The 21,989-nt window shown below is 63.4% G+C and carries 21 protein-coding genes; 16 read left to right on the top strand and 5 right to left on the bottom strand.

All coding sequences use genetic code 11. The annotated features are described in order from the left end of the window. Window positions 1-70 precede the first annotated feature (70 nt). Window positions 71-1,066 carry a plasmid partitioning protein RepB gene (repB, locus tag HJC00_RS03950; protein WP_210632465.1) on the bottom strand — a complete coding sequence of 332 codons (996 nt, stop codon included), beginning with the start codon at window positions 1,064-1,066 and terminating at the stop codon, window positions 71-73. Continuing rightward, on the bottom strand, window positions 1,063-2,259 hold the full coding sequence (gene repA / locus HJC00_RS03945; protein ID WP_210632464.1) for a plasmid partitioning protein RepA: 1,197 nt from the start codon (window positions 2,257-2,259) through the stop codon (window positions 1,063-1,065). The genes repB and repA overlap by 4 nt, the downstream gene beginning before the upstream one ends. A 201-nt stretch (window positions 2,260-2,460) precedes the next feature. Between repA and cobF the strand changes: the two genes are divergently transcribed. The 5 genes from cobF to HJC00_RS03920 all read left to right on the top strand — a co-directional run bounded on the left by cobF (window position 2,461) and on the right by HJC00_RS03920 (window position 6,789). Continuing rightward, window positions 2,461-3,225, top strand: a complete 765-nt coding sequence (gene cobF / locus HJC00_RS03940; protein ID WP_221153265.1) for a precorrin-6A synthase (deacetylating) — start codon at window positions 2,461-2,463, stop codon at window positions 3,223-3,225. A gap of 63 nt (window positions 3,226-3,288) precedes the next feature. Beyond that, entirely contained in the window at window positions 3,289-4,668 is a 1,380-nt protein-coding gene (gene cobG, locus HJC00_RS03935; RefSeq protein ID WP_221153264.1) for a precorrin-3B synthase, read from the top strand. A 2-nt stretch (window positions 4,669-4,670) separates the two neighbouring features. After that, window positions 4,671-5,303, top strand: coding sequence for a precorrin-8X methylmutase (locus HJC00_RS03930; protein WP_210632461.1), 633 nt, complete (start codon window positions 4,671-4,673; stop codon window positions 5,301-5,303). Beyond that, window positions 5,300-6,028, top strand: coding sequence for a precorrin-2 C(20)-methyltransferase (locus HJC00_RS03925; RefSeq protein WP_221163651.1), 729 nt, complete (start codon window positions 5,300-5,302; stop codon window positions 6,026-6,028). Before HJC00_RS03930 ends, HJC00_RS03925 begins: the two co-directional genes overlap by 4 nt. Then, window positions 6,025-6,789, top strand: a complete 765-nt coding sequence (locus HJC00_RS03920) for a precorrin-3B C(17)-methyltransferase (protein WP_221153263.1) — start codon at window positions 6,025-6,027, stop codon at window positions 6,787-6,789. The genes HJC00_RS03925 and HJC00_RS03920 overlap by 4 nt, the downstream gene beginning before the upstream one ends. On the opposite strand, the gene HJC00_RS03915 is transcribed toward HJC00_RS03920, so the two are convergent. Continuing rightward, window positions 6,753-7,523 carry a cobalt-precorrin-6A reductase gene (locus HJC00_RS03915; RefSeq protein ID WP_221153262.1) on the bottom strand — a complete coding sequence of 257 codons (771 nt, stop codon included), beginning with the start codon at window positions 7,521-7,523 and terminating at the stop codon, window positions 6,753-6,755. The genes HJC00_RS03920 and HJC00_RS03915 overlap by 37 nt on opposite strands. Between HJC00_RS03915 and cbiE the strand changes: the two genes are divergently transcribed. Continuing rightward, complete coding sequence (gene cbiE, locus HJC00_RS03910; protein WP_221163650.1) at window positions 7,522-8,754, top strand: precorrin-6y C5,15-methyltransferase (decarboxylating) subunit CbiE; 1,233 nt, start codon at window positions 7,522-7,524, stop codon at window positions 8,752-8,754. The genes HJC00_RS03915 and cbiE overlap by 2 nt on opposite strands. A gap of 4 nt (window positions 8,755-8,758) precedes the next feature. Then, window positions 8,759-9,517, top strand: a complete 759-nt coding sequence (gene cobM / locus HJC00_RS03905) for a precorrin-4 C(11)-methyltransferase (RefSeq protein ID WP_221153260.1) — start codon at window positions 8,759-8,761, stop codon at window positions 9,515-9,517. A gap of 58 nt (window positions 9,518-9,575) precedes the next feature. Here the strand turns inward: cobM and HJC00_RS03900 are convergent, their stop codons facing one another. Further along, window positions 9,576-10,388 carry a TIM barrel protein gene (locus HJC00_RS03900; protein WP_221144775.1) on the bottom strand — a complete coding sequence of 271 codons (813 nt, stop codon included), beginning with the start codon at window positions 10,386-10,388 and terminating at the stop codon, window positions 9,576-9,578. Between the two features lie 162 nt (window positions 10,389-10,550). Continuing rightward, the gene (locus HJC00_RS03895) at window positions 10,551-11,579 is read right to left on the bottom strand and encodes a LacI family DNA-binding transcriptional regulator (protein ID WP_221153397.1); all 1,029 of its coding nucleotides are present in this window, start codon (window positions 11,577-11,579) and stop codon (window positions 10,551-10,553) included. Window positions 11,580-11,702: 123 nt separating this feature from the next. On the opposite strand from HJC00_RS03895, the gene HJC00_RS03890 reads away from it, so the two are divergent. From HJC00_RS03890 to HJC00_RS03850, 9 genes are all read left to right on the top strand, one after another. Continuing rightward, window positions 11,703-12,791 carry a fatty acid desaturase family protein gene (locus HJC00_RS03890; RefSeq protein ID WP_221163649.1) on the top strand — a complete coding sequence of 363 codons (1,089 nt, stop codon included), beginning with the start codon at window positions 11,703-11,705 and terminating at the stop codon, window positions 12,789-12,791. 22 nt (window positions 12,792-12,813) lie between these two features. Further along, the gene (locus HJC00_RS03885) at window positions 12,814-13,128 is read left to right on the top strand and encodes a MocE family 2Fe-2S type ferredoxin (protein WP_210632453.1); all 315 of its coding nucleotides are present in this window, start codon (window positions 12,814-12,816) and stop codon (window positions 13,126-13,128) included. A gap of 11 nt (window positions 13,129-13,139) precedes the next feature. Continuing rightward, window positions 13,140-14,366 carry an FAD-dependent oxidoreductase gene (locus tag HJC00_RS03880; RefSeq protein WP_221163648.1) on the top strand — a complete coding sequence of 409 codons (1,227 nt, stop codon included), beginning with the start codon at window positions 13,140-13,142 and terminating at the stop codon, window positions 14,364-14,366. Window positions 14,367-14,389: 23 nt separating this feature from the next. Beyond that, on the top strand, window positions 14,390-15,205 hold the full coding sequence (locus HJC00_RS03875; RefSeq protein ID WP_221163647.1) for a 3-methyl-2-oxobutanoate hydroxymethyltransferase: 816 nt from the start codon (window positions 14,390-14,392) through the stop codon (window positions 15,203-15,205). Between the two features lie 119 nt (window positions 15,206-15,324). After that, window positions 15,325-16,221, top strand: a complete 897-nt coding sequence (locus tag HJC00_RS03870; protein ID WP_221163762.1) for an NrtR DNA-binding winged helix domain-containing protein — start codon at window positions 15,325-15,327, stop codon at window positions 16,219-16,221. A 69-nt stretch (window positions 16,222-16,290) separates the two neighbouring features. Beyond that, the gene (nadA, locus tag HJC00_RS03865; RefSeq protein WP_221163646.1) at window positions 16,291-17,262 is read left to right on the top strand and encodes a quinolinate synthase NadA; all 972 of its coding nucleotides are present in this window, start codon (window positions 16,291-16,293) and stop codon (window positions 17,260-17,262) included. Continuing rightward, on the top strand, window positions 17,259-18,803 hold the full coding sequence (locus tag HJC00_RS03860) for an L-aspartate oxidase (RefSeq protein ID WP_210632448.1): 1,545 nt from the start codon (window positions 17,259-17,261) through the stop codon (window positions 18,801-18,803). The genes nadA and HJC00_RS03860 overlap by 4 nt, the downstream gene beginning before the upstream one ends. Before the next feature lies 1 nt (window position 18,804). Further along, window positions 18,805-19,686: a carboxylating nicotinate-nucleotide diphosphorylase gene (nadC, locus tag HJC00_RS03855; protein ID WP_210632447.1), complete on the top strand. Its 882-nt coding sequence runs from the start codon at window positions 18,805-18,807 to the stop codon at window positions 19,684-19,686. 255 nt (window positions 19,687-19,941) lie between these two features. Continuing rightward, on the top strand, window positions 19,942-21,897 hold the full coding sequence (locus HJC00_RS03850) for a BTAD domain-containing putative transcriptional regulator (RefSeq protein WP_221144767.1): 1,956 nt from the start codon (window positions 19,942-19,944) through the stop codon (window positions 21,895-21,897). Window positions 21,898-21,989 lie beyond the last annotated feature (92 nt).

The following is a 21,989-nucleotide window of genomic DNA, read 5'->3' as shown; positions in this document are numbered from 1 at the left end:
TTCTCAGATTGTCCAGATATGAGAAAGGCTTCCGCGGCGGCAACGTTCGGAGGCTTTTTTCTTTTGCGGTCTACTCTCCTGCTTGCAACTTGCCGGCCTGATAGGCTTCGTAAAGCTCATCGAGACGGCGTGAAATGTAAGCGCCGAAATCCGGCGCATCGCCTGTTTTCAACGCGATCGTGAAGGAATTGCCGGCGCTCCTGATTCGGCCGGCAATCTTGCCGCCGCTCTTCGGCATCCAGTCATATTCGGTTGGCACGGGCTTGGCCTCTTTCCTGGCAAGCTCGGCGACCAGAAGCTCGAATCGGCGGTCGCTCTCCTGCGCCCTGAACCCTTCCGAGTCGATTAGCTTTGCAAGCCGCGCCGCCGTCGTCCCATTCCAGTCCTGGGCAAGCGCCATCCACTTGCGCCGTCCGATACCAGGCGCGTCCCCCACCAACCTGATGATTTCGGCCGGAATGGCCTTGGCGACCGACAACAGCTTCGATAGCTCCGTCTTGTCAGTGGACAGCGCCTTCATGATGACGGGACGCTCAAAGCCCTTGAGCTCGAGATTGAGAGCGAAGACGGCGCGTTCGATATAGGAAAGGTTCCGGCGCGCCGAATTCTCAATGCCCTGTGCAATGACGACATCGGTATCGTCGAGCTGACGGACGATCGCCTGCACTTTGCGGCCGAGCAGTTTGACGGCCTGCAGGCGGCGATGGCCGTAGGCAATTTGGTAACGCTCGCCGTCTTCAGGATGGCGCCGAACAAGGATCGGCACTTCCTGGCCATTATCGGCAATCGACTGCACCAGCTCGTCCTCGAAATCGAGCGGCTGGTCGGCAAGGCGGTCGCGGACGAAGGAAGAATCGATCAGATCGGGATCGAGTTCGACGATGCGCTCGCCGGAGAGCAAAGCCTCCTGCATCGCCCTGCTCTCTTCCTCCATGCGGCCAAGGGTCAGCGCCATTGTCCGAACCGGACCGGCCGATCCGCGCGAAGAAGGCTCCTCGTAGTTGGCCGCGGCCAACTCCTGCGCCGTATCGTCGAAAAGACCTTTCAGGCGGTCGCGTCTGCTCATGTGCGGCCCCAGGCTTTGTGAATGCCGGCAAGAACCTCGCCATTGGCAGCATTGACCGATTCCAGCGCCCGGTCATACGTTGAGCGGCGCACCTGCCCCTTCTCGATTTCGTAAAGCGTCTGCTTTGTCAGCCCGGCATCGGCGATTGCCGTCGATTTGAGGATGGTTGCCGTCAGCACGTCGTCGCCGAACAGGCTGCGCAGCAGCGCAACGATCTGCGACTGCGGCGCATCGAAGGGTTCGTGGCGGGTGACGACATATTTGATGAAGTCGTGCTGCAGGTCGCCGCCGGCCCTGCGAACCACAGAGAGAAGATCCGAGGTCATCAACAGGAACTGCGACATGGAGGCGACATCGACCATCTGCGGGTGGATGGTGATGAGCAGCGACGTGGCGGCGCAAACGGCGCCGAGGGTGAGGTAGCCGAGCTGCGGCGGGCAGTCGATCACCACCACGTCATAATCGGCCTCGACCTCGGCAATAGCGACGCCAACGCGACGGAAAAACAGCTCGGCCGGCTTCTGGCGATCATTGAGCGCCCGCGGCGTCTCATGCTCGAACTCCATCAGCTCGAGATTGCCGGGCACCAGATCGAGTCCGTCGAAATAGGTCTTGCGGACGATCTCCTTCAGCGGCTTGCGAGCCGCATCGTAGCGGATGGCGCCGTAAAGCGTATCGCCGTCGGAAAGATCGAATTCCGGCTGAACGCCCAGCATGGAGGAGAGCGAGGCTTGCGGGTCGAGATCGATTGCCAGCACCCGGTAACCCTCCAGCGCCAGATATTGCGCCAGATAAAGCGTCGTCGTCGTCTTGGCCGAACCGCCCTTGAAATTGGTGACTGCGACCGTCTGCAGCTTTTCGCCGGGGCGACGCCACGGGAGGTAGCTCAGCGCGTCCTTCGGCTTGAGGTTCGCCATATAATGGCGCAATTCATTGATCTGACCGAGCGTATAGGAGCGTCGACCATTCGAGGAAAGTTCCGGCTGCGGCCCCTTGCCGTCCAGCGAAAGCTGACGAAGATAACCGTCGGAAACACCGATCATCTGCGCGGCTTCGCCGGAAGAGAACGTGCGCAGCGTCTTCTGCGCAAGCGGCGGAAACAGCTTGTCGCGGAGGAGCTTCAGTTGCCGCGAAAGCTGGCTCGCATGCCGCTCGATCCGCACGTCTGTGGTCGATACGCTAATGTTGTCCAAAACACCCAATCCTTTTCGATGCGCTTTTCTGTCAACATAGCGTCAAAAAGCGTATCGAAAGTGACACGATTCGGGATTTACGGCAACAATAGGGGTCTAGCCGTCGTGGCGGGCCGAGTTGGCCGCGGCCAACTCCCTGCCCTGCCCTTGCGACCGGCCCAGTTTTTCGGCAAGACCGCCTGACTCACGGGGAACATCCGCTTGAAACATATCACTATCATCGGAATCGGCACGGGCAATCCGGAGCACGTCACCATACAGGCGGTCAAGGCGATGAACGCCGCCGAGGTGATCTTCCTGCCGCTCAAGGGCACCGGCAAGGAGGAGCTCGCCGAGATCCGGCGGGAGATCTGCGAGCGCTATGTCACCCGGCCGGATATCCGGATCGCGGAATTCGAGGTGCCGCAAAGGCAGACCGCAGACAGGACCTACAAACAAAGTGTCGATGCCTGGCACGGCGAGATCGCCAATATCTATGGAGAGTTGATCTCTGGCCTGCCGGACAGCGCCACCGGCGCCTTTCTCGTCTGGGGTGATCCCAGCCTTTACGACAGCACCATCCGCATCATTGAACGCGTGCGCCAAACAAACAGCATTGATTTCGACTTCAGCGTCGTTCCCGGCATCACCAGCATCCAGGCCTTAGCGGCCAGCCACAAAATTCCGCTCAACCTCATCGGCCAGCCGGTCGAGATTACCACCGGGCGGCGGCTGGCGCGGGATGGACTTCGGGGCGGCAGCACGGTCGTCATGCTCGATGGCGAACAGACTTTCGCGAAGATCGACGATGCCGACGCCGAGATCTTCTGGGGCGCCTATCTCGGGACAGGGGACGAGATTATCCGATCGGGACGGCTCGCAGACATCGCGGCCGATATTCAGGCGCTGCGGACAGAGGCAAGACAGCGGCACGGCTGGATCATGGACATATATCTGCTGCGCAAGGGACGCGAGTTCGAGGAATAGCCGTCGCCGTCAGGTTTTGCCGCACCGGCCGCGATCATGTAAGAGATGATCAGAGGATTGAGAATGGGCACGAAGGCCGCCAAGACAATCGACAGGACAGGCGAGGCGGATCTCGATGATCGACCGCCGGCGAAGCCACGCCCACGCGGCGCCTGCCCGGCCCTTGCCGCACCCATGCCGACCGGCGATGGTTTGCTCGTACGGCTGCGTCCTGCCGGCGGCGCCTTGACGCTATCGCAATTCTCAGCCCTTGCCCGCTCGGCCGCGGAGCATGGAAACGGCATCGTGGAAATCACCGCGCGCGGCAACCTGCAGATCCGCGGATTGCGGGCTGAGACCGTGAAGCGTCTCGCCGCCGATATCGATGCCGCCGGGATCGCCGTGCCGGACGGTCCGGCAATCGAAGTATCGCCGCTGCACGGCATCGATCCCGAGGAAACGGGCGATCCGGCAGCGCTGGAAAGGACATTGCGCAGCAAGCTCGTAGGACTACTCGCCTCGCCGCGGCTCGCGCCGAAACTCTCGCTCATCATCGACGGCGGCGGAGCGTTCGGTTTATCGGCGCTCTCGGCCGATATCCGTATCGTCGCACAGCCCGCCGCACAATGGCTCGTGGCGATCAACGGCGACGGCGAGACGGCAACACCCGTCGCAATGGGGCCCGCGGAGGCGGCGATATCAGCCGTTGGCGAGATTCTCGATCTTCTGGCGGTCGGGCAGAGCAAGCGGGCAAGGGATATCGATCCGGCCCTTCTGCGGGCGCGCTTTCCCGCTATGGACGCCATCCGATTTCATCCGTCCCACCAAGAACAGACGCCGCTTTCCGGCTTGCACCGGCTGAAGAACGGAAAACACGTGCTTGGCGTGCGGTCGGAATTCGGCCAGATGAGCGCGTCCGATCTGACCGCCCTGCTCGACGACGCCAAAGCTGACGGCGCAACAGCCATCAGACTTGCGCCCGGCCGCGGCTTCTTTTTCATCGGCTTTCCGGCAGATGCGGCGCCGGCTCTGCTGATCACCGCGAGCAACCATGGCTTTACCGTGCAACCCGGCGAGAAAAGCGAATATGTCGCTGCCTGCGCCGGCGCCGGCGCCTGCGGCTCCGCTTTTTACGAGACGAGAGCCCTGGCGCGCCGCCTTATGGCCGCAGCACCCGTTCTCTTCGACGGATCTCTGACGATCCATCTCTCCGGCTGTTCGAAAGGCTGCGCCCGCGCCGGGCCGGCGCTGACACTGACCGGATCGGCGGATGGTTTCGGCCTCATCCTCAACGGCCTTGCTTCAGATCTGCCGGATGAACGGATCGCTGGCGGTCGGATCGATTTCGCTATAGAGAGGCTCGCCCGGTCCATCGAAGACAACAGGGGCGCTGGCGAATCGGCCGCCGCCTGCCTTACACGGCTTGGCGCAACCAGCGTTTCGAAGGCGCCGCGACAGGAATAGGAATGCCAGACTACGATTATATCCGCAGTGGCGACGCGATCTACGAGCGTTCGTTTGCGATCATCCGCGCCGAGGCCGATCTTTCGCGTTTCACCGAAGACGAGGCTGAAATCGCCGTTCGCATGATCCATGCCTGCGGGCTCGTGGAAGCGGCGAAGCATTTCGTCTTTTCCACAGATTTCGTCAGCACCGCGCGCGACGCACTCAGGACCGGCGCACCGATCTTCTGCGATGCGGAAATGGTATCGCACGGCGTCACGCGAGCACGGCTGCCGGCGCTGAACGAGGTGGTCTGCACACTGCGCGATCCCGCAACGCCGGAGCTCGCACGCGAGATCGGCAATACACGCTCGGCCGCCGCCATGCATCTCTGGCTCGAAAGGCTCGGCGGGAGCATTGTCGCCATTGGCAATGCCCCGACGGCGCTTTTCCATCTTCTCGAACTCCTACGCGACGGCGCGCCGAAACCGGCTGCGATCCTCGGCATGCCGGTCGGCTTTGTCGGCGCGGCGGAATCGAAGGATGCGCTGGCGGAAAATTCCTATGGCGTCCCCTTCGCCATCGTGCGCGGCCGGCTCGGCGGCAGCGCCATGACGGCTGCCGCCATTAATGCGCTGGCGAGGCCGGGCCTATGACGACACCCCGTCTCATCGGCGTCGGCACGGGTCCCGGCGACCCGGAGCTTCTGACCCTCAAGGCCGTGCGCGCCATCGAACGCGCTGAAGTCATCGCTTACTTTGCCAAGCAGGGCAGGGGCGGTAACGGCAAGGCGATCGTCGAGCCGCTGCTGAAACCTTGGGTCACTCTGCTGCCACTCTACTATCCCGTCACCACTGAGATCGACAAAGGTGACGAACGCTACCAAAGCCTGATCACCGAGTTTTACGACCGGTCTGCAAGAGACATCGCCGGGCACCTCGAGGCCGGGCGGACCGTCGCTGTTCTCAGCGAAGGCGACCCGCTCTTCTACGGCTCCTACATGCACTTGCATGTCAGGCTCTCCAAGCACTACCCCACCGAAGTGATCCCCGGCATCAGCGCCATGTCGGGCTGCTGGTCGCTGGCCGGCATGGCGATCGTCCAGGGGGACGACGTGCTGTCCGTACTGCCCGGTACAATGGCCGAGGCAGAGCTGACGCGCCGGCTCGCCGATACGCAAGCCGCCGTCATCATGAAGGTCGGTCGCAATCTGCCGAAAATACGCCGGGCGCTTTCGGCAGCCGGACGGCTTGCGGACGCCCTCTATGTCGAGCGCGGCACCATGTCGAATGCGGCGATGGAAAAGCTTGCCGACAGGAACGACGGCGATGCGCCCTACTTCTCGCTCGTGCTGGTGCCGGGCTGGGAGGGCAGCCGATGAGTGGCAGGCTTTTCGTCATCGGCACCGGTCCCGGCAATCCCGAGCAGATGACGCCGGAAGCGCTGGCGGTCGTCGAGGCGGCGACGGATTTCTTCGGCTACGGACCTTATCTCGACCGGCTGCAGCTCCGCTCCGATCAGCTGCGGCATGCGTCGGACAATCGCGAGGAACTCGACAGGGCAGGGGCGGCGCTTTCCATGGCAGCGGATGGCGCCAACGTCTGCATTGTCTCCGGCGGCGATCCCGGTGTCTTCGCCATGGCCGCTGCCGTCTGCGAGGCGATCGAGAATGGGCCGGCGGCGTGGCGCGCCGTCGATCTCACCGTTCTGCCCGGCGTCACGGCGATGCTGGCGGTGGCCGCAAGAGCCGGGGCGCCGCTGGGTCACGACTTCTGCGCAATATCGTTATCAGATAACCTAAAGCCTTGGAATGTCATAGAAAACAGGCTTGCATTGGCGGCAAAGGCAGGCTTCGTCATCGCGCTCTATAATCCGATCAGCCGGTCGCGGCCGTGGCAACTCGGTGAGGCTTTCAAGCTGCTGCGCCACCATCTGCCGGCAACAACCCCCGTGATTTTCGGGCGCGCGGCCGGGCGGGCAAACGAGCGCATTGCGGTGCAGCCGCTATCGCAAGCGGATGCATCGATCGCCGATATGGCGACCTGCATCATCATCGGCTCCGCCGAAACGCGGATCGTCACGCGCGCCGGCAAGCCGGACCTGGTCTACACGCCACGTTTCATGGCGGGGGGGAAGAGGTGATCGATCGCCGCAAGCGCCGCCTCGACGGTTTCGACCGATGCGACCATCGGCGACGGCGCGCGCGCCACCATCATCACCTCGATGCCGAGCAGCCGCGCCGACTCGATCTTTGCATAGGTGGCCGTGCCGCCGCTGTTCTTGGCAATGATGACATCGATATGATGCTGCCTCAGCAAAGTGCATTCGCTTTCCAGCGTGAACGGGCCGCGATCGAGGATATATTCGGCATTCGCAAGCCTAAGCGGCCGTTCGACGGGGTCGACGCTGCGGATGAGATAGTGATGTTGCGGCGCCGCTTCTGCGTGGTGAGCACCCTGCCGGCCCGTCGCCAGGAAGACATGGCGGGGGGATTGGCCGAGCGCCTCGATGGCCGCCGGGATGCTCTGTACTTCCCGCCAGCGATCGCCCGCCAAGCGCTGCCATTCGGGGCGGCGCAGAGCGATTGCAGCGACAGCGGCGGTCTCGGCCGCGACCGCGGCATTTTTGGAAATTCGCTCGGCGAAAGGGTGCGTGGCGTCGATCAGCAGCCCGTAGCTGCCGGCTTTCAGAAAATCAGCCAGTGCCATGGCGCCGCCGAAACCACCGATACGGACCTGAACAGGCTGAACGGCCGGTTTCTCGGTACGTCCGGCGAGCGACAGCAGAACATCGCAATCATCACGCGCCGCGAGCGCTTCGGCGAGCAGGCGCGCCTCGCCGGTGCCACCGAGGATCAGGATGCGAAGTCTTCCCATGTCTGATGTCTTTTCCACTTGCAACAAGCGCTGGCTGACTATTATCGGCATCGGCGAAGATGGTCCAGCCGCCCTGGGCGAGGAGGCCAAGAGGCTGATCGCCACTGCACCCGCCGTGTTTGGCGGAACGCGGCACCATGCGCTTGCCGCATCCCTGATATCCGGCGAAATGCTTGCCTGGCAGAGCCCCTTCGAGCGCTCGGTCGACGCCGTCCTTGAAAGGCGCGGCACGCCTGTCGTCGTGCTCGCCTCCGGCGATCCGTTTCTCTATGGCGTCGGCGCAACCCTCTGCCGCCGTGTCGCGGCCGAAGAGATGCGTGTCATTCCCGCGCCTTCGGCCTTCAGCCTTGCCGCCTCCCGGCTCGGCTGGCCGCAGCAGGACGTGACGACAATCTCGTTGCACGGACGGCCGCTCGACCTGGTCCGACCGCATTTGCACCCCGGGCGGCGCATCATTGCTCTGACCTCTGATGAGAAAGGACCCTGCGAGCTCGCTGCCCTGCTTGTCACCATCGGCTTCGGGCAGTCGAGACTTACCGTGCTCGAAGCCTTGGGCGGTGCGCGGGAACGACAGAGATGCGTCGTGGCGGCGGATTTCGATCTCGCTGACATCGATCCCCTGAACGTCTGCGCGCTCGAGATTGCGGCAGGGGAGCGGGCTCGCATCCTGCCTTTTGCCGCAGGTCTCGAGGATGATCTGTTCGAGCACGACGGCCAGATCACCAAACGGGAGATCCGGGCGATGACGCTTTCGGCGCTTGCGCCACGTCATGGCGAACTGCTCTGGGATGTCGGCGCCGGCTCGGGATCGATCGGCATCGAATGGATGCTGGCCGATCCCAGCCTGAAGACGATCGCCGTCGAGCAATCGCCGGAGCGGGCGGCGCGGATTGCCCGCAACGCATCCGCCTTCGGCGTGCCGCATCTCGCCGTCGTCGAGGGTTCAGCGCCCGATGCGCTGCGAGGCCTGCCAGAACCGGATGCGATCTTCCTCGGCGGCGGCGGCAGCGAAGCCGATGTCATCGACATTGCCGCCGCCGCGCTGAAGCGGGGAGGGCGGCTTGTCGCCAATGCCGTGACGCTTGACATGGAAGCGTTATTGATCTCCCAACATGGCAAACGCGGCGGCTCCCTCACGCGGATCGAAATATCGCGCGCTGCGCCGCTCGGCAGCATGAGCGGCTGGCGGCCGGCGATGCCGGTAACGCAATGGCGCTGGACGAAAGGATAACGGGATGACGGTGCATTTCATTGGCGCGGGGCCGGGCGCTGCGGATCTGATCACGGTGCGTGGCCGCGATCTCATCGCCCGCTGCCCGGTCTGCCTCTATGCCGGCTCCATCGTCTCGCCGGGACTGCTGCAATATTGCCCGCCTGGCGCGCGCATCGTCGATACTGCCCCGATGTCGCTCGATGAGATCGAGGCGGAATATCTCCGTGCCGCTGCCGCCAGCCAGGACGTCGCCCGGCTGCACTCCGGCGACCTCTCCGTCTGGAGTGCCGTGGCCGAGCAGGCGCGCCGGCTGCAGAAGCACGGCATCGCCTATACGATGACCCCCGGCATTCCGGCCTTTGCGGCCGCGGCCGCAGCACTGGGGCGCGAACTAACGATCCCTGGCGTCGCCCAAAGCCTGGTGCTGACCCGCGTTTCCGGTCGCGCTTCACCGATGCCGAACGAAGAGAGGCTCGCAAAATTCGGCGCGACGGGTGCTACGCTGGCGATCCATCTGGCGATCCATGCTCTGAAGCAGGTGGTCGACGAGTTGACGCCACTTTACGGCGCAGACTGCCCGATCGTCATCGTCGTCAAAGCCTCCTGGGCGGACGAGCGCATCCTCTCCGGCACTCTCGCTGATATCGAGGCAAGAGTTGCGGCCGAACCGATCGAACGCACCGCGATCATCTTCGTCGGACCGTCGCTCGCGGCGGAGGATTTTCGCGAGAGCTCGCTCTATGATCCGGCCTATCAGCGCCGGTTCAGGGGGCGGGAATAGTGTCTCACGATCGGCCGCTCGCCGGCGGCCGATCGTGAAGAGAAGCGTGCATCGGGTCTCAGACCCGCGCCGTCAGGTAATCCATGCTGGCGCGCAGCGCAGCGGCCGGATCCTTGACCGCATGAACTTCCGCAGCAAAAGGTTCGAAGGAGAACGGGCCCCTATAGCCCGCCTGCAGCAGCGCCTTGATCTGCCCGGCATTGTCGAGCCGGTCGTCGCCGTCCACGAGCACGCGATGGGAGTCACGCATATCGGCAACGGACACGGAGGGATCGCTCACGCCGGAAATGTGCACGAGGCCGGCCAATTCCGGGAAGGTCGCTGCTTCGCCGGCAAGGTGATGGTGGAAGGTGTCGTGAACGAGCTTGAAGGTCGATTGCGCGCCGAGCTCCTTGATCGCCTCGGCCGCCTCGGTCTTCGAACGCAGCGAGCAGATCTCGAAGCCGAGCGGCTCGACGAGGCCGATGATGCCGGCCTTATCGAGCATCGGCTTCAGCGCGGACAGAGCCTCGCGCAGATTGGCCTGGCGTTCGCCGTCGGCGCAGCCGGTGCCGTCATTCTTCGGAACGAGGACAAGCGCCTTGGCGCCCGATGCGCTGGCATAATCGATCAATTCCCTAGCTTCCCGGGCGCGTGCTTCATTCCATTCGTTGAAGCGCTGCAGCGCGTTGATCGAAATGATCGTCAGCCCGTGGCGGGCGGCTGCTTCTCTGATCGCTTCAGGCTTGGTGCCGTCGAGAATGGCATTGCCGGAAAGGTCGTTGCGGATCTCAACGGAATCAATGCCGAGCGACTTTGCCAGCGCGAAGAAATCGTCGACGGCAAGCGATGGCGCGGCCATATGGTTGAGGGCAAAGCGGATCGAAGTCATGACGGTTATATCCTCCTCGTCTCCGCGACACGAGCGGAGCGGTACTCGTGAATGGGCGAGCGAATCTCTATCCGAATTTACCGGGCAATCCATCCGTCATTGCCGGCGCCAGCCTTCATTGCTGAAAGAATTTCAGGCGCGATGATAGAACTCCATCATTGCTCAGATATTCTCGGAAATATAGATATCGAAAGGCAGGAAGGATTGGCCGGGAACGGTGGCCTCACCGTGCTCTATCGCGCCGAGCATCAGCGATAAAAGCTCCTTGCAGAGAGCGGGCAGGGGAGTGGCGACCACCATGGTGACGATATCGTCGGCGAGACCCGCCTTGCTCTCTGGCGTCAACTCGTTGACGACAAGCACGATCCGGCCGCCGACATCCTCTTCACGGAACGCCGAAATCGCCCCCTCCATGCCGCCGCCGCAGACATAAAGCCCAACGAGGTCGGGATGTTTCTGCAGCAGCGTCAGCGTTGCCTCATGGGTGATTTCGGCGGTCTCCAGGTTGATCAATGTTTCGACGACATCGAATTCAGGCGCATTCTCGCGAAAATAGGAGCGGAAACCGATCTCCCGCAGTTCATGGCCGTGGAAGCGGTGGCTGCCGACGAAACAGGCGACCTTGCCGGGCCTGTGCGCCGTACGCGCAATCATCCACGCGGCAGTGCGTCCCACCTTGCGGTTGTTGACGCCGACATAGGCGTCACGCACGCCGGTGGCGAGGTCCGAGAGCAGCGAGAAGACGGGGATGCCGCGCTCCTTCAATTCCTCGACCGCCGTTGTAACCGCGGGGTAGTCGGGGCCGACAACGGCAACGGCCTGGTTGCGGGCGCCGAGCGACTTGATCTTCTCATTGATGGCGGCAGGAGTCGTCGCAGACGGGTATTCGATCTGGATCTGGAGACGGGCGGTGGTGACGGCGCGTGCCGCTGCTTCGATTTCCCGGGCGAAGCTCTGATAGAAGGCCTGCGTCGGCTTCTGCAGCAGGAAGGCGAGCTTGTATTGCGGCAAATCTTCGAAGACGCGCTGCCGGATGAGGCCGACGGCATGATAGCCGATCTCCTGCGCTGCATCATAGACCCGCCGCGCCGTTTCCTCCCGCACACGATGACGAGCGTTGAGAACGCGGTCGACGGTGGCGACACTGACGCCGGAGGCGCGGGCGAGATCGGAAATGGTGGGGCGGCGCATGGTGATGTATTCGCTCATGGATGCGAGCCATTCATGATGGCTTTTGATAGATTACATCAAGCCTGCATTGAGCGTCGCCCAAAGTCAACCTATTCTTCCGACAACGGCATAGGGAGGCGGATAATGGCGACCCAGACAAAGAAACGTGACTACGACCTGCTCGGGGAAAGCGGCCGCATCGCGGTGGAGACGGGACTGGCGGCTGCCGAATGGTATCACACCGAGATTTCGCGCAAGGAGATGAAGGCGCTGATGCAGCGCTCCGATGCGCCAGCGATCCGTGACACGGTCATCTGGCTCGGCAGCATGATGGTCTTTGCCGGTCTCGGCATCTATTTCTGGGGCTCCTGGATCGCGCTGCCCTTCTTTCTCGCCTATGGCGTGCTCTACGGCTCGGCCTCCGACAGCCGCTGGCACGAATGCGGCCATGGCACCGCCTTCAAGACGCGCTGGATGAACGATGTCGTCTACCAGATCGCCTGCTTCATGATCATGCGCAATCCGGTCACCTGGCGCTGGAGCCATACGCGCCACCACACCGATACGGTCATCGTCGGCCGCGATCCGGAGATCGCCGTCATGCGGCCGCCGGACCTCTTCCGGCTGGTCCTCAATTTCTTCGGCATCCTCGACGTCTGGCATGCCGTCGTCGACATGCTGCGCAACGCCTTCGGCGTCATCAGCGCGACGGAAAAAACCTTTATTCCGGAGATGGAGCAGCCGAAGGCGATCCGCTTCGCCCGTATCTGGCTGGCGATCTATCTCGCGACAATCGCCGTCGCGGTCGCCACCGGCTCGATCCTGCCGCTGATGCTGATCGGCCTGCCTCGCCTCTACGGCGCCTGGCACCACGTGCTGACGGGGCTTTTGCAACATGGCGGCCTTGCCGATAACGTCATCGATCACCGGCTGAACAGCCGTACGGTCTATATGAACCGGATCAGCCGTTTCATTTATTGGAACATGAATTACCACGTCGAACATCACATGTTCCCGATGGTGCCCTATCACGCGCTGCCCCGGCTGCACGCAATGATCAAGCACGATCTGCCGGCACCGAACCCGTCGATCTGGTCGGGCTACCGCGAGATGATCCCGGCTTTCCTGCGCCAGCTGCGCAACGAGGATTATTTCCTGAAGCGGGAACTGCCGGACACCGCGCGGCCCTATCGCGAAGAATTCCACAAAGAACTCGCCCCGGCGGCGCAATAATCACAATCGAGGGAGGTTAGAGATGAGCGGAAACTGGATCGAAGTCTGCGGCAAGGACGAGATCGATGAAGAGGATGTCATCCGCTTCGATCATGGCGGGCGCACCTTCGCGGTCTACCGCAGTCCCGACGACGAATTCTTCGCCACCGACGGGCTCTGCACGCATGAACAGATCCATCTCGCCGACGGGCTTGTCATGGATGAAATCATCGAATGCCCGAAACATAACGGCCGCTTCAACTACAAGACAGGCGAAGCCAAGGGTGCGCCGGTCTGCGTCAATCTCAAGACCTATCCGGTCAAGGTCGAAGGCGGCTCCGTCTTCATCTCGGTCTGACGGAGGTCGATGTGGCACATTTCGTTATTCTCGGTGCGGGCGAATGTGGTGCCCGCGCCGCTTTCGCTCTGCGGGAAAAAGGTTTTGCCGGCGAGATAACGCTTGTCGGCGCCGAACCCCTTCACCCTTATGAACGGCCGCCGCTTTCCAAGGCTGCCTCCGCCGATGCCGGCGATCCGAAATTCATCGCCGCTGCGGAAAAATACGCCGAAAGCGACATCCGGCTGCTGACCGGTCTTGAAGCCAGGGATTTCGATCCTGCCTCGCGGAGGGTCATGCTTTCGGATGGCACCGCGCTTTCCTACGACAAGCTTCTGCTGGCGACGGGCGCGGCCGCGCGATCATTCCCCGGCGCTCCGGAAGGCAATCCGCATATCCGTTCGCTTCGGACCCATCACGATGCGGCCGCTCTGCGCAAGGCGATGAAGCCGGGACGCCATATCGCCATTATCGGCGGCGGCTTCATCGGGCTGGAACTTGCCGCGACGGCGCGCCTGCTTGGCGCCGACGTCACCGTTATCGAGGGGCTGGAGCGGGTGCTGAAACGCGGCGTGCCGGAGGAGATCGCCCATCTGCTCACCGAACGCCACCGCGCCGAAGGTGTCGATATCCGCTGCGGCGTCTCGATCGAGACATTGACCGAGGAAGGCGGGAAGGCCGTGATCAAACTGTCGACGGGCGAGATGGTAGAGGCCGACCTCGCCCTCGTCGGCATCGGCGCGCGGCCGAATGTCGACATCGCCGAAAGGGCGGGGCTTACAATCGAAAACGGTATTGCCGTCGACACCTATCTCCGGACCTCGGCGCCGGATGTCTTTGCCGCCGGCGATTGCTGCTCCTTCCCATTGCCGATCTATGGCGGCCGGCGTGTAAGGCTCGAATCGTGGCGCAATGCCCAGGAGCAGGGCACGTTGGCCGCAGCCAACATGCTCGGCCTCGACGAAGCCGTTTCATCGGTGCCGTGGTTCTGGTCGGATCAATACGACGTGACGCTGCAGATTGCAGGCCTCGCCGAAGGGGCGGTCCTGCATCTGCGCCGCGACCTCGGCCCAGGCGCCTTCATTCTCTTCCACCTCGACGCCCATGGCCGGTTGATTGCGGCGAGCGGCATCGGACCGGGCAATGCCGTGGCGCGTGATATCAGGCTTGCGGAAATGCTGATCGCGGCTGGTGCCCATCCGGACCCTGTCGCGCTGACATCAAGCAACATCAAGCTGAAATCCCTTCTGGCCGCCTGAATCCCATATTTTCAAAGGAATTGATGATGAAAAAACATAAGCGTGCAACCGTTGCCGACCTGCTTGCGGAAAAGGGCAGGCGCCAGCTGACCATGCTGCGCGTCACCTCGCTCGAGGAGGCCGAAGCCGCCGAAAAGGCCGGGATCGACATGGTCTCTGTACCACCGTCGCTGCTCGGCCCGGTCTTCCGCGAGATCGCCCCCACGCCCTTTGCCATTCCGGGTCTCGAATATGGCGACCATGTCTCGGCTGAAGACTATCTGCGCGCCGCCTTCGCCGCGCTCAAGGCCGGCGGCGACGCCGTCTATTGCGCCGCCAGCCTGCAGACGATTCGGCGCCTGCGTGACGAGGGCATCCCGGTCTGCGGCCATCTCGGGCTGATCCCCTCGAAAGCCACCTGGACGGGCGGCTTCCGCGCCGTCGGCAAGACGGCGGCGAGTGCGGCCGAGATCTGGCGACAGACCAAGGCGCTGGAAGAGGCCGGCGCCTTTGCCGCCGAAATCGAAGTCGTGCCGGGGGATGTCGCCGCCGCCATCAGCGACAACACCTCGATGCTGATGATCTCGATGGGCGCGGGCAGCGGCTGCGACGCCCAATATCTCTTCGCCGACGACGTGCTCGGAGCCAATCGCGACCATTACCCGCGCCATGCCAAGGTCTACCGCAACTTCGCCGCCGAACATGACAGGCTGCAGCGCGAACGCATCGCCGCCTTCACCGAATTCGCAGAGGACGTCAGGACCGGCGCCTATCCGGAAAAGCGTCATTGCGTCGGTATCGACGACGCCGAACTGAAGATTTTCCTCGACCGGCTGACTAACGAGACGGGCAAGCGCTGACGCTTGCCCCGGGGCTCCCCCTCTGCCAGGAGGAGAGGGGGAAAGTTCCATTGGCTTCCGTCGCCGCCTGTGGCAGGAATGATACGTTCGATTCATTCGGAACGGAGTATTCGGCCCCTGTGACGATCGGCTTTGCGCATGCGGAACTGATTGCGGTGCTCGTCGCGGTGACGGGGGATGAGCCACGCGTCATGACTATCCGATCCGGCAACGCGCTGCCGTCGGGTCCGTTCGAAATGGGCCATCGAACCCTGCAATCGGGCCTGCGCGAATGGGTGCAGGAGCAGACCGAACACCCGGTCGGTTACCTCGAACAGCTCTATACTTTCGCCGACCGCGACCGGAACAACGAGATTCTTGGCGGACGGACGATCTCGATCAGCTATCTCGGCCTCGTCAACGAGCAGGCGGGCTCCGGCCGGCCGGGGTGGCACGGCTGGTACGACTATTTTCCCTGGGAAGACCACCGGCAGGGCCGGCCGGCCGTGCTGGACGAGATCGTCGCGCCGCTCAGACGCTGGGCGGATGCCGATCCGGCCCGGCGGCACCATCGCCACCGCCGCGCCGACTTCACCTTCGGCCTCGACGGCGGCGGCTGGAATGAGGATCTCGCCCTGCAACGCTATGAACTGCTTTATGAAGCCGGCCTCGTGGCCGAAGCCGGATGCCGGGTGGAGGCCAATCTCGGCCGGGCGATGTTTGCCGATCACCGCCGCATTCTGGCGACCGGGATTGCCCGGCTGCGCGCCAAAATCAAATACCGCCCCGTCGTCTTCGAACTGATGCCGGAGAGTTTTACGCTTCTGCGGCTGCAGCGCACGATCGAGGCCCTGGCGGGGCTGACACTGCACAAACAGAATTTCCGCCGCCTCATCGAACAGCAGGACCTGGTCGAGGAGACCGGCGGAACGGAAAGCGAAACCGGCGGCCGGCCGGCCAAGCTCTTCCGCTTCCGCCATACAGTGCTCGAAGAACGGGCGCTTGCAGGAACGAAATTACCGCTCTCCCGCAATTGACATATGCTCACAGCGAGAATATGTCTTTGCCTATGATATGCTCAAGTAGAGCATAATTAGGAGCCGGCCATGAACCACCCAGTTTCCGCATCCTCGCTCTATAACCGCGTCAGCCGCGTCATTCCCAAAGCCGAATGGATGTCGTTCGAGGATGACGTCAACGCCATTCTCGAGCTCAAGCGCCGCCGCAACGCCGTCATTCTCGCCCACAATTATCAGACGCCTGAGATTTTTCACGGCGTGGCCGATATTGTCGGCGACAGCCTGGCGCTCGCCCGCAAGGCGGTTGAGGTCGATGCCGATGTCATCGTGCTGGCCGGCGTGCATTTCATGGCCGAGACTGCCAAGCTTCTCAATCCCGAAAAAACCGTGCTGATCCCCGATCTCGGCGCCGGCTGCTCGCTGGCGGAATCGATCACGCCGGAGGATATTGCGCTGCTGCGCCAGGCCCATCCCGGCGTCCCCGTCATCACCTATGTCAATACCTCGGCCGCGGTGAAGGCCGCCTCCGACATCTGCTGCACCTCGGGCAACGCCAAACAGGTGGTGGAGTCGCTCGGCGTGCCGAAGGTGCTGATGATCCCCGATGAATATCTCGCCCGCAACGTCGCCCGCGAGACCGATGTCGAGATCATCGCCTGGCATGGGCATTGCGAAGTGCATGAACTGTTCACCGCTGACGATGTCCGCCAGCTGCGTGAAAACCATCCCGGCGTGACGGTGCTTGCCCATCCGGAATGCCCGCCCGACGTGGTGGCGGAGGCCGATTTTGCCGGCTCCACCGCTGTCATGTCCGATTATGTCGTCAGGCAGAAGCCGGCACGGGTGGTGCTGCTCACCGAGTGCTCGATGAGCGACAATGTCGCCGTCCACCACCCTGACGTCGAATTCATCCGCCCCTGCAATCTGTGCCCGCATATGAAGCGGATCACGCTCGCCAATATCCGCGCCGCACTCGAGGAAAACCGCCACGAGGTGACGGTCGATCCGGCAATCGCTGTGGCCGCGCGCCGCGCCGTCGAGAGGATGCTTTCGATATGACCGAGATCCTTGAGCAGTTGACTGGCCGCACCGTCATCGTCGGCAGCGGCCTTGCCGGGCTGATGACGGCGCTGACGCTGGCGCCGGAACCTTCGGTCATCGTCACTCGCGCCGGCCTCGGCGCCGAGACTTCCAGCGCGTGGGCGCAGGGTGGCATTGCCGCCAGTATCGGCGCCGACGACAGCGCCGCACTGCATCTTGCCGATACGCTTGCCGCCGGCGACGGGCTCTGCGACCGAAGGGTCGCCGCCGGCATCATTGCGGAGGCGCCGGCGGCCATTGCAGCACTGGAGCAAGCCGGGGTCCGCTTCGACCGCAATGACTCCGGGGAACTCTCGCTCGGATTGGAGGCTGCCCATAGCCGCCGCCGCATCGTCCATGCCGAAGGCGACGGCTCAGGTGCGGCGATCATCGCAGCGCTGGTGCGGGCCGTGGCGCGGACGCCGGCCATCACCGTGCTCGAAGGCCTCGAGGCGCGACGGATTTTGATGGACGGCGAGCGCGTCGCCGGGCTGCTCTGCGCGACCGCAAGCGGCGCGGCCGCCGTCCTTTCGACGACAAGGCTGGTGCTCGCCACCGGCGGGATCGGCGGACTTTATGATGCGACGACCAATCCGATGGGCAATTTTGGTCAGGGGATTGCGCTCGCGGCAAGGGCGGGTGCCGAGCTTGCCGATATGGAATTCGTGCAGTTTCATCCGACGGCGCTCGATTCACGCCGCAGGCCCCTGGCGCTTGTCAGCGAGGCGGTGCGCGGCGAGGGGGCCTTGCTTGTCAACGAACGCGGCGAACGGTTCATGGCCGGCATAGCGGGCGCCGAACTTGCGCCGCGCGACGTGGTGGCGCGCGCCATCAGTGCCGAGATCGCCCGCGGCGGCCGCGTCTTCCTCGATGCTCGCAAGGCGCTCGGCAGTCGCTTTGCCGCGCGCTTCCCCGTCATCGCTGCCCTTGGCGGCGAGGCCGGCATCGATCCGGCCAAAGACCTCGTCCCGGTGCGTCCGGCCGTGCACTACCAAATGGGTGGCGTCGCGACGGATGCGAATGGCCGCAGCTCGGTCGCCGGCCTCTGGGTCGCCGGCGAGGCCGCCTCGACCGGTCTGCACGGCGCGAACCGGCTTGCCAGCAATTCGCTGCTCGAGGCGGCTGTCATGGGCATGCGGGCGGCGCGCGACATATCGGCCATGCCGGCGGGCGGCGCCGGTGCCATCTTCGCAGAACAGCTTCCGGAGCCGGCCGACGCATCCTCCATCCGCACGATCGTCTCGCGCCATCTCGGCGTGCTGCGCAATGCGGATGCCCTCCAAGGCGCAATCGCCGCATTGCTGCCACTTGCCGAGGGCGACGGCCCCGGCTCCGATCCGGCCATTGTTGCATTGCTGATCGCCGTCTTTGCCAGCCTACGGGTGGAATCGCGCGGCGCCCACGCCCGCACCGATTTTCCCCTGCAGCTCGCCGATGCGCAACGCCGCCGGATGCGCCTTTCCCAAGCGCTGGAGATTGCCCGCGCCACACCACCCTATTCGCTGGCCAGGAGCGCCTGACATGAGCCTCGTTCCGCTTCCGCGTCTGATTATCGAACCCTTGGTGCGGGCAGCCCTGCTCGAAGATCTCGGCCTTGCCGGCGACATCACCTCGGCGTCGGTCATTCCCTCAGATCACCGCTCCACGGTGGTGATGGCCGCTCGCCAACCGGGCGTGATCGCCGGCCTCGATGCGGCCGACCTCGCTTTCACGCTCGTCGATCCTCAGATCGTCATGCGCCGCCATCTCAACGACGGTGATGCAGTCAAATCAGGTGACGTCATCGCCACGATCGAAGGCCCGTCGCGCGGGCTCTTGACCGGTGAGCGCACCGCGCTGAATTTCCTCGGCCATCTCTCGGGCGTCGCCACCGTCACGGCCGGGATTGCCGCAGCCATCAGCGGCACCAAGGCCTCGGTCGCCTGCACGCGCAAGACGACGCCCGGGCTGCGGGCTCTGGAGAAATATGCAGTGCGGGCCGGCGGCGGCATGAACCACCGTTTCGCGCTTTATGACGCAGTGCTGATCAAGGACAACCACGTGGCCATATCAGGGGGTGTTGCCCAGGCGATCCGCCGGGCGCGGGCCGGCGTCGGTCATCTGGTCAAGATCGAGGTCGAAGTGGACAGGCTCGATCAGTTGCAGGAAGCGATGGCCGTCGGTGTCGATGCCGTTCTGCTCGACAATATGACGCCGGACCAGCTGCGCGAGGCCGTCGCAATCGTTGCCGGGCGGGCAATCACCGAGGCATCCGGCCGGGTGACGCCGGCAACGGCCGCCGCAATCGCCGCTTCCGGCGTCGACCTTATTTCGGTCGGTTGGCTAACGCACAGCGCACCAGTGCTGGATATCGGCCTCGATTTCGTCGAGGCCGCCGGCGCGACGCAAACCAGCACCAAATAGATCGCGCAGATGCTGTGATCGATCAGGCTCGCTTGCTGTTGGTTGCGGCTGTAGAGGCCGCAGCGGCTGGAATAATCGATCCAAATCACGTCGGGGGCAAAGTGTTGGCAAGCATTTCCGGCCGCTCATGTGAGAAAATGCAAATATTCGGTGTAAAAACTTCTTTTTGCGCTATGCGCGGGCTTATTATCGCTCTAACATGTTCCTGAGTGGCCGGCGCGCATGCGCGTCTGGTCTTCAGGGGTGAGAAGCGGGATGCAACGGACATCCGGACAGATGTCGACGAACAGGCTCTGCCTGCTCGGAAGACCGCGATTGCTGGCAGCGGGGAGGGAACTCCCCTTGCCGGAGAAGTCTTATTTTCTCTTCGCCATGCTCGCCGCCGAAGCCAATCTCGAACTCGACCGCGAAACCGTCAGGCGGCAGCTCTGGCAATCGGAAGCCCCGGAAAAACGCGCGGGCAGTCTGCGCCAGCTGCTGGCGCGTATCGAGCAAAGCATTCCCGCCGACCTGCCGCCGCTGCTGAAAGCGACCCGAACCCATATCGGCCTTGCCGACGGCTGGGAAGTCGACGTCCATATAATGAAACAGAAGGGGCCCATCGCAGCCGAAGACGGCGACATTCTGAACGGCGAATTGCTTGAAGGCGCCAAGTCGCCGACGCAGGGCGCCGAAGACTGGCTGACATACGAGCGCCAGCGCGTCGACGAATTGCGCGCCGCCCATCTGACGCGGCTGGTGGAAACCGCTGACGACAGATCGGATGAAGAGCAGGTGGCCTTTGCCCGTCGCCTGCTGGAGCTCGATCCCGCCAGCGAGACGGCCTATCGCGCCCTGATGCGCACTTATGTCAGGATGAACGATCCGGCCGCGGCCCGCCAATCCTATCTGAAGTGCAAGAGCCAGCTGAAGGACGAATTCGACACCGAGCCGGAGGAAAGCACCACCGCGCTCGCCCGCGAACTCGGCCTGATCCCGGCAGCTCAACCCGCGGCGGCCGAACGTCCGTCGGCAGCGCCCGGCGGCTTCGCCGATCTGCTCGGCCAGCCGCGGATCATCATCCTGCCGCCGGAAAGCATTTTCACCGATCCGCTGATGGAGCGCGTCGGCAGGGCCCTTCTTGAAGATGTCACCATCGGCCTCAGCCAGCAGCGCGGCTTCAAGGTGATCGCAGCCCATACGAGCCTTGAAATCCTCAGCCGTTCGGTCGATCCGGCTCGCGCTGTGCCACGTGCGCTCGACCTCAGCTTCGACTATGCGGTCTACGTCACCATCCAGGGCCGCGACGAGGATGTCTATGCGACCTGCCGTCTGACGCGGACGGCGACCTCAGAGGTGATCTGGGCTCTGGAACTGCCGCTGGTCATGCAGAAGATCAGTGAATCCTTCGCGCATCTGACACGGCGCATCGTCTCCTCGCTCGCCGACACCGTCGAACGCTGCGAGCTGGCGATGCCGATCGGCGAGGCGCCGCCATCGGCTTACCGTCTTTATCTCGAAGGCAAGCGCCTGATCGCCCAAACAGACCTGCAGCATCTGCGCCAGGCGCGCAAGTGGTTCAGATCCTCGCTCAATCGCTACGAGAATTTCTCGGCCGCCCATGCCGGCGTGTCGCGCGCGCTCGGCATGGAATGGCTGATCCGGGGCATGCAGGACACCGAACTGCTCGACGAGGCGAATGGCGCCGCCCGACTGGCGCAGCAATCCGACCCGAACAGCGGCCGGGCCTACCGCGAACTCGGTTTCGTGGCGCTGTATCGCCGCCGTTTCGACGAAAGCCTGGACTATTTCCAGCAGGCTCAGGATCTCAATCCCAACGACGCCGACATCCTTGCCGATTATGCCGACGCGCTCTGCCACTACGGCGACTTTGACAAGGCGCTGGATCTGAACAACGCGGCTTTCAAGCTCAATCCGCTGCCGCCGGACTATTACTACTGGAATCGTGGCGGCATCCACTTCGATCGCGGCGAATATAACCAGGCGATCGAGGCGCTTGAGCCGGTGCAGTCGAAACAGGCGACCGCGCGACTGCTGGCGGCTGCCCATGCCATGGCGGGCGATATGAAAAAAGCCGGCAAATACGCCAACGTCGTTCTGGAAAATTTCCCGGATTTCCGCAGCGAGGACATCCGCCATTTCGTTCCCGACCGCGATCCCCGCTACACGGAAACGCTGATTCATGGCCTCCAACTGGCCGGACTTCCCTGATTGCATGGCCTTTTAACGAAGCCTGTAACGGTTAAATGACGCAGACAGTGTTCCTCTGCAATGGTTAACGGCAGCCGGCTGCCTATCCCATT

Origin of the sequence: Rhizobium sp. NLR22b, from assembly GCF_019685295.1 — a bacterium.
Lineage (GTDB): Bacteria > Pseudomonadota > Alphaproteobacteria > Rhizobiales > Rhizobiaceae > Rhizobium.
This window is presented reverse-complemented; position numbering and strand designations above follow the sequence as displayed.

Bases quoted from the DNA above. Each gene is read 5' to 3' on its own strand.
- nadA (WP_221163646.1), top strand. From the start codon at position 16,291: ATGAACCACCCAGTTTCCGCATCCTCGCTCTATAACCGCGTCAGCCGC.
- nadC (WP_210632447.1), top strand. From the start codon at position 18,805: ATGAGCCTCGTTCCGCTTCCGCGTCTGATTATCGAACCCTTGGTGCGG.
- HJC00_RS03925 (WP_221163651.1), top strand. From the start codon at position 5,300: ATGACGACACCCCGTCTCATCGGCGTCGGCACGGGTCCCGGCGACCCG.
- cobG (WP_221153264.1), top strand. From the start codon at position 3,289: ATGGGCACGAAGGCCGCCAAGACAATCGACAGGACAGGCGAGGCGGAT.
- HJC00_RS03895 (WP_221153397.1), bottom strand. From the start codon at position 11,579: ATGCGCCGCCCCACCATTTCCGATCTCGCCCGCGCCTCCGGCGTCAGT.
- cbiE (WP_221163650.1), top strand. From the start codon at position 7,522: ATGTCTGATGTCTTTTCCACTTGCAACAAGCGCTGGCTGACTATTATC.
- HJC00_RS03890 (WP_221163649.1), top strand. From the start codon at position 11,703: ATGGCGACCCAGACAAAGAAACGTGACTACGACCTGCTCGGGGAAAGC.
- HJC00_RS03930 (WP_210632461.1), top strand. From the start codon at position 4,671: ATGCCAGACTACGATTATATCCGCAGTGGCGACGCGATCTACGAGCGT.
- HJC00_RS03915 (WP_221153262.1), bottom strand. From the start codon at position 7,523: ATGGGAAGACTTCGCATCCTGATCCTCGGTGGCACCGGCGAGGCGCGC.
- repB (WP_210632465.1), bottom strand. From the start codon at position 1,066: ATGAGCAGACGCGACCGCCTGAAAGGTCTTTTCGACGATACGGCGCAG.
- HJC00_RS03860 (WP_210632448.1), top strand. From the start codon at position 17,259: ATGACCGAGATCCTTGAGCAGTTGACTGGCCGCACCGTCATCGTCGGC.
- HJC00_RS03850 (WP_221144767.1), top strand. From the start codon at position 19,942: ATGCAACGGACATCCGGACAGATGTCGACGAACAGGCTCTGCCTGCTC.
- HJC00_RS03900 (WP_221144775.1), bottom strand. From the start codon at position 10,388: ATGACTTCGATCCGCTTTGCCCTCAACCATATGGCCGCGCCATCGCTT.
- HJC00_RS03875 (WP_221163647.1), top strand. From the start codon at position 14,390: ATGATGAAAAAACATAAGCGTGCAACCGTTGCCGACCTGCTTGCGGAA.
- HJC00_RS03885 (WP_210632453.1), top strand. From the start codon at position 12,814: ATGAGCGGAAACTGGATCGAAGTCTGCGGCAAGGACGAGATCGATGAA.
- cobM (WP_221153260.1), top strand. From the start codon at position 8,759: ATGACGGTGCATTTCATTGGCGCGGGGCCGGGCGCTGCGGATCTGATC.
- HJC00_RS03920 (WP_221153263.1), top strand. From the start codon at position 6,025: ATGAGTGGCAGGCTTTTCGTCATCGGCACCGGTCCCGGCAATCCCGAG.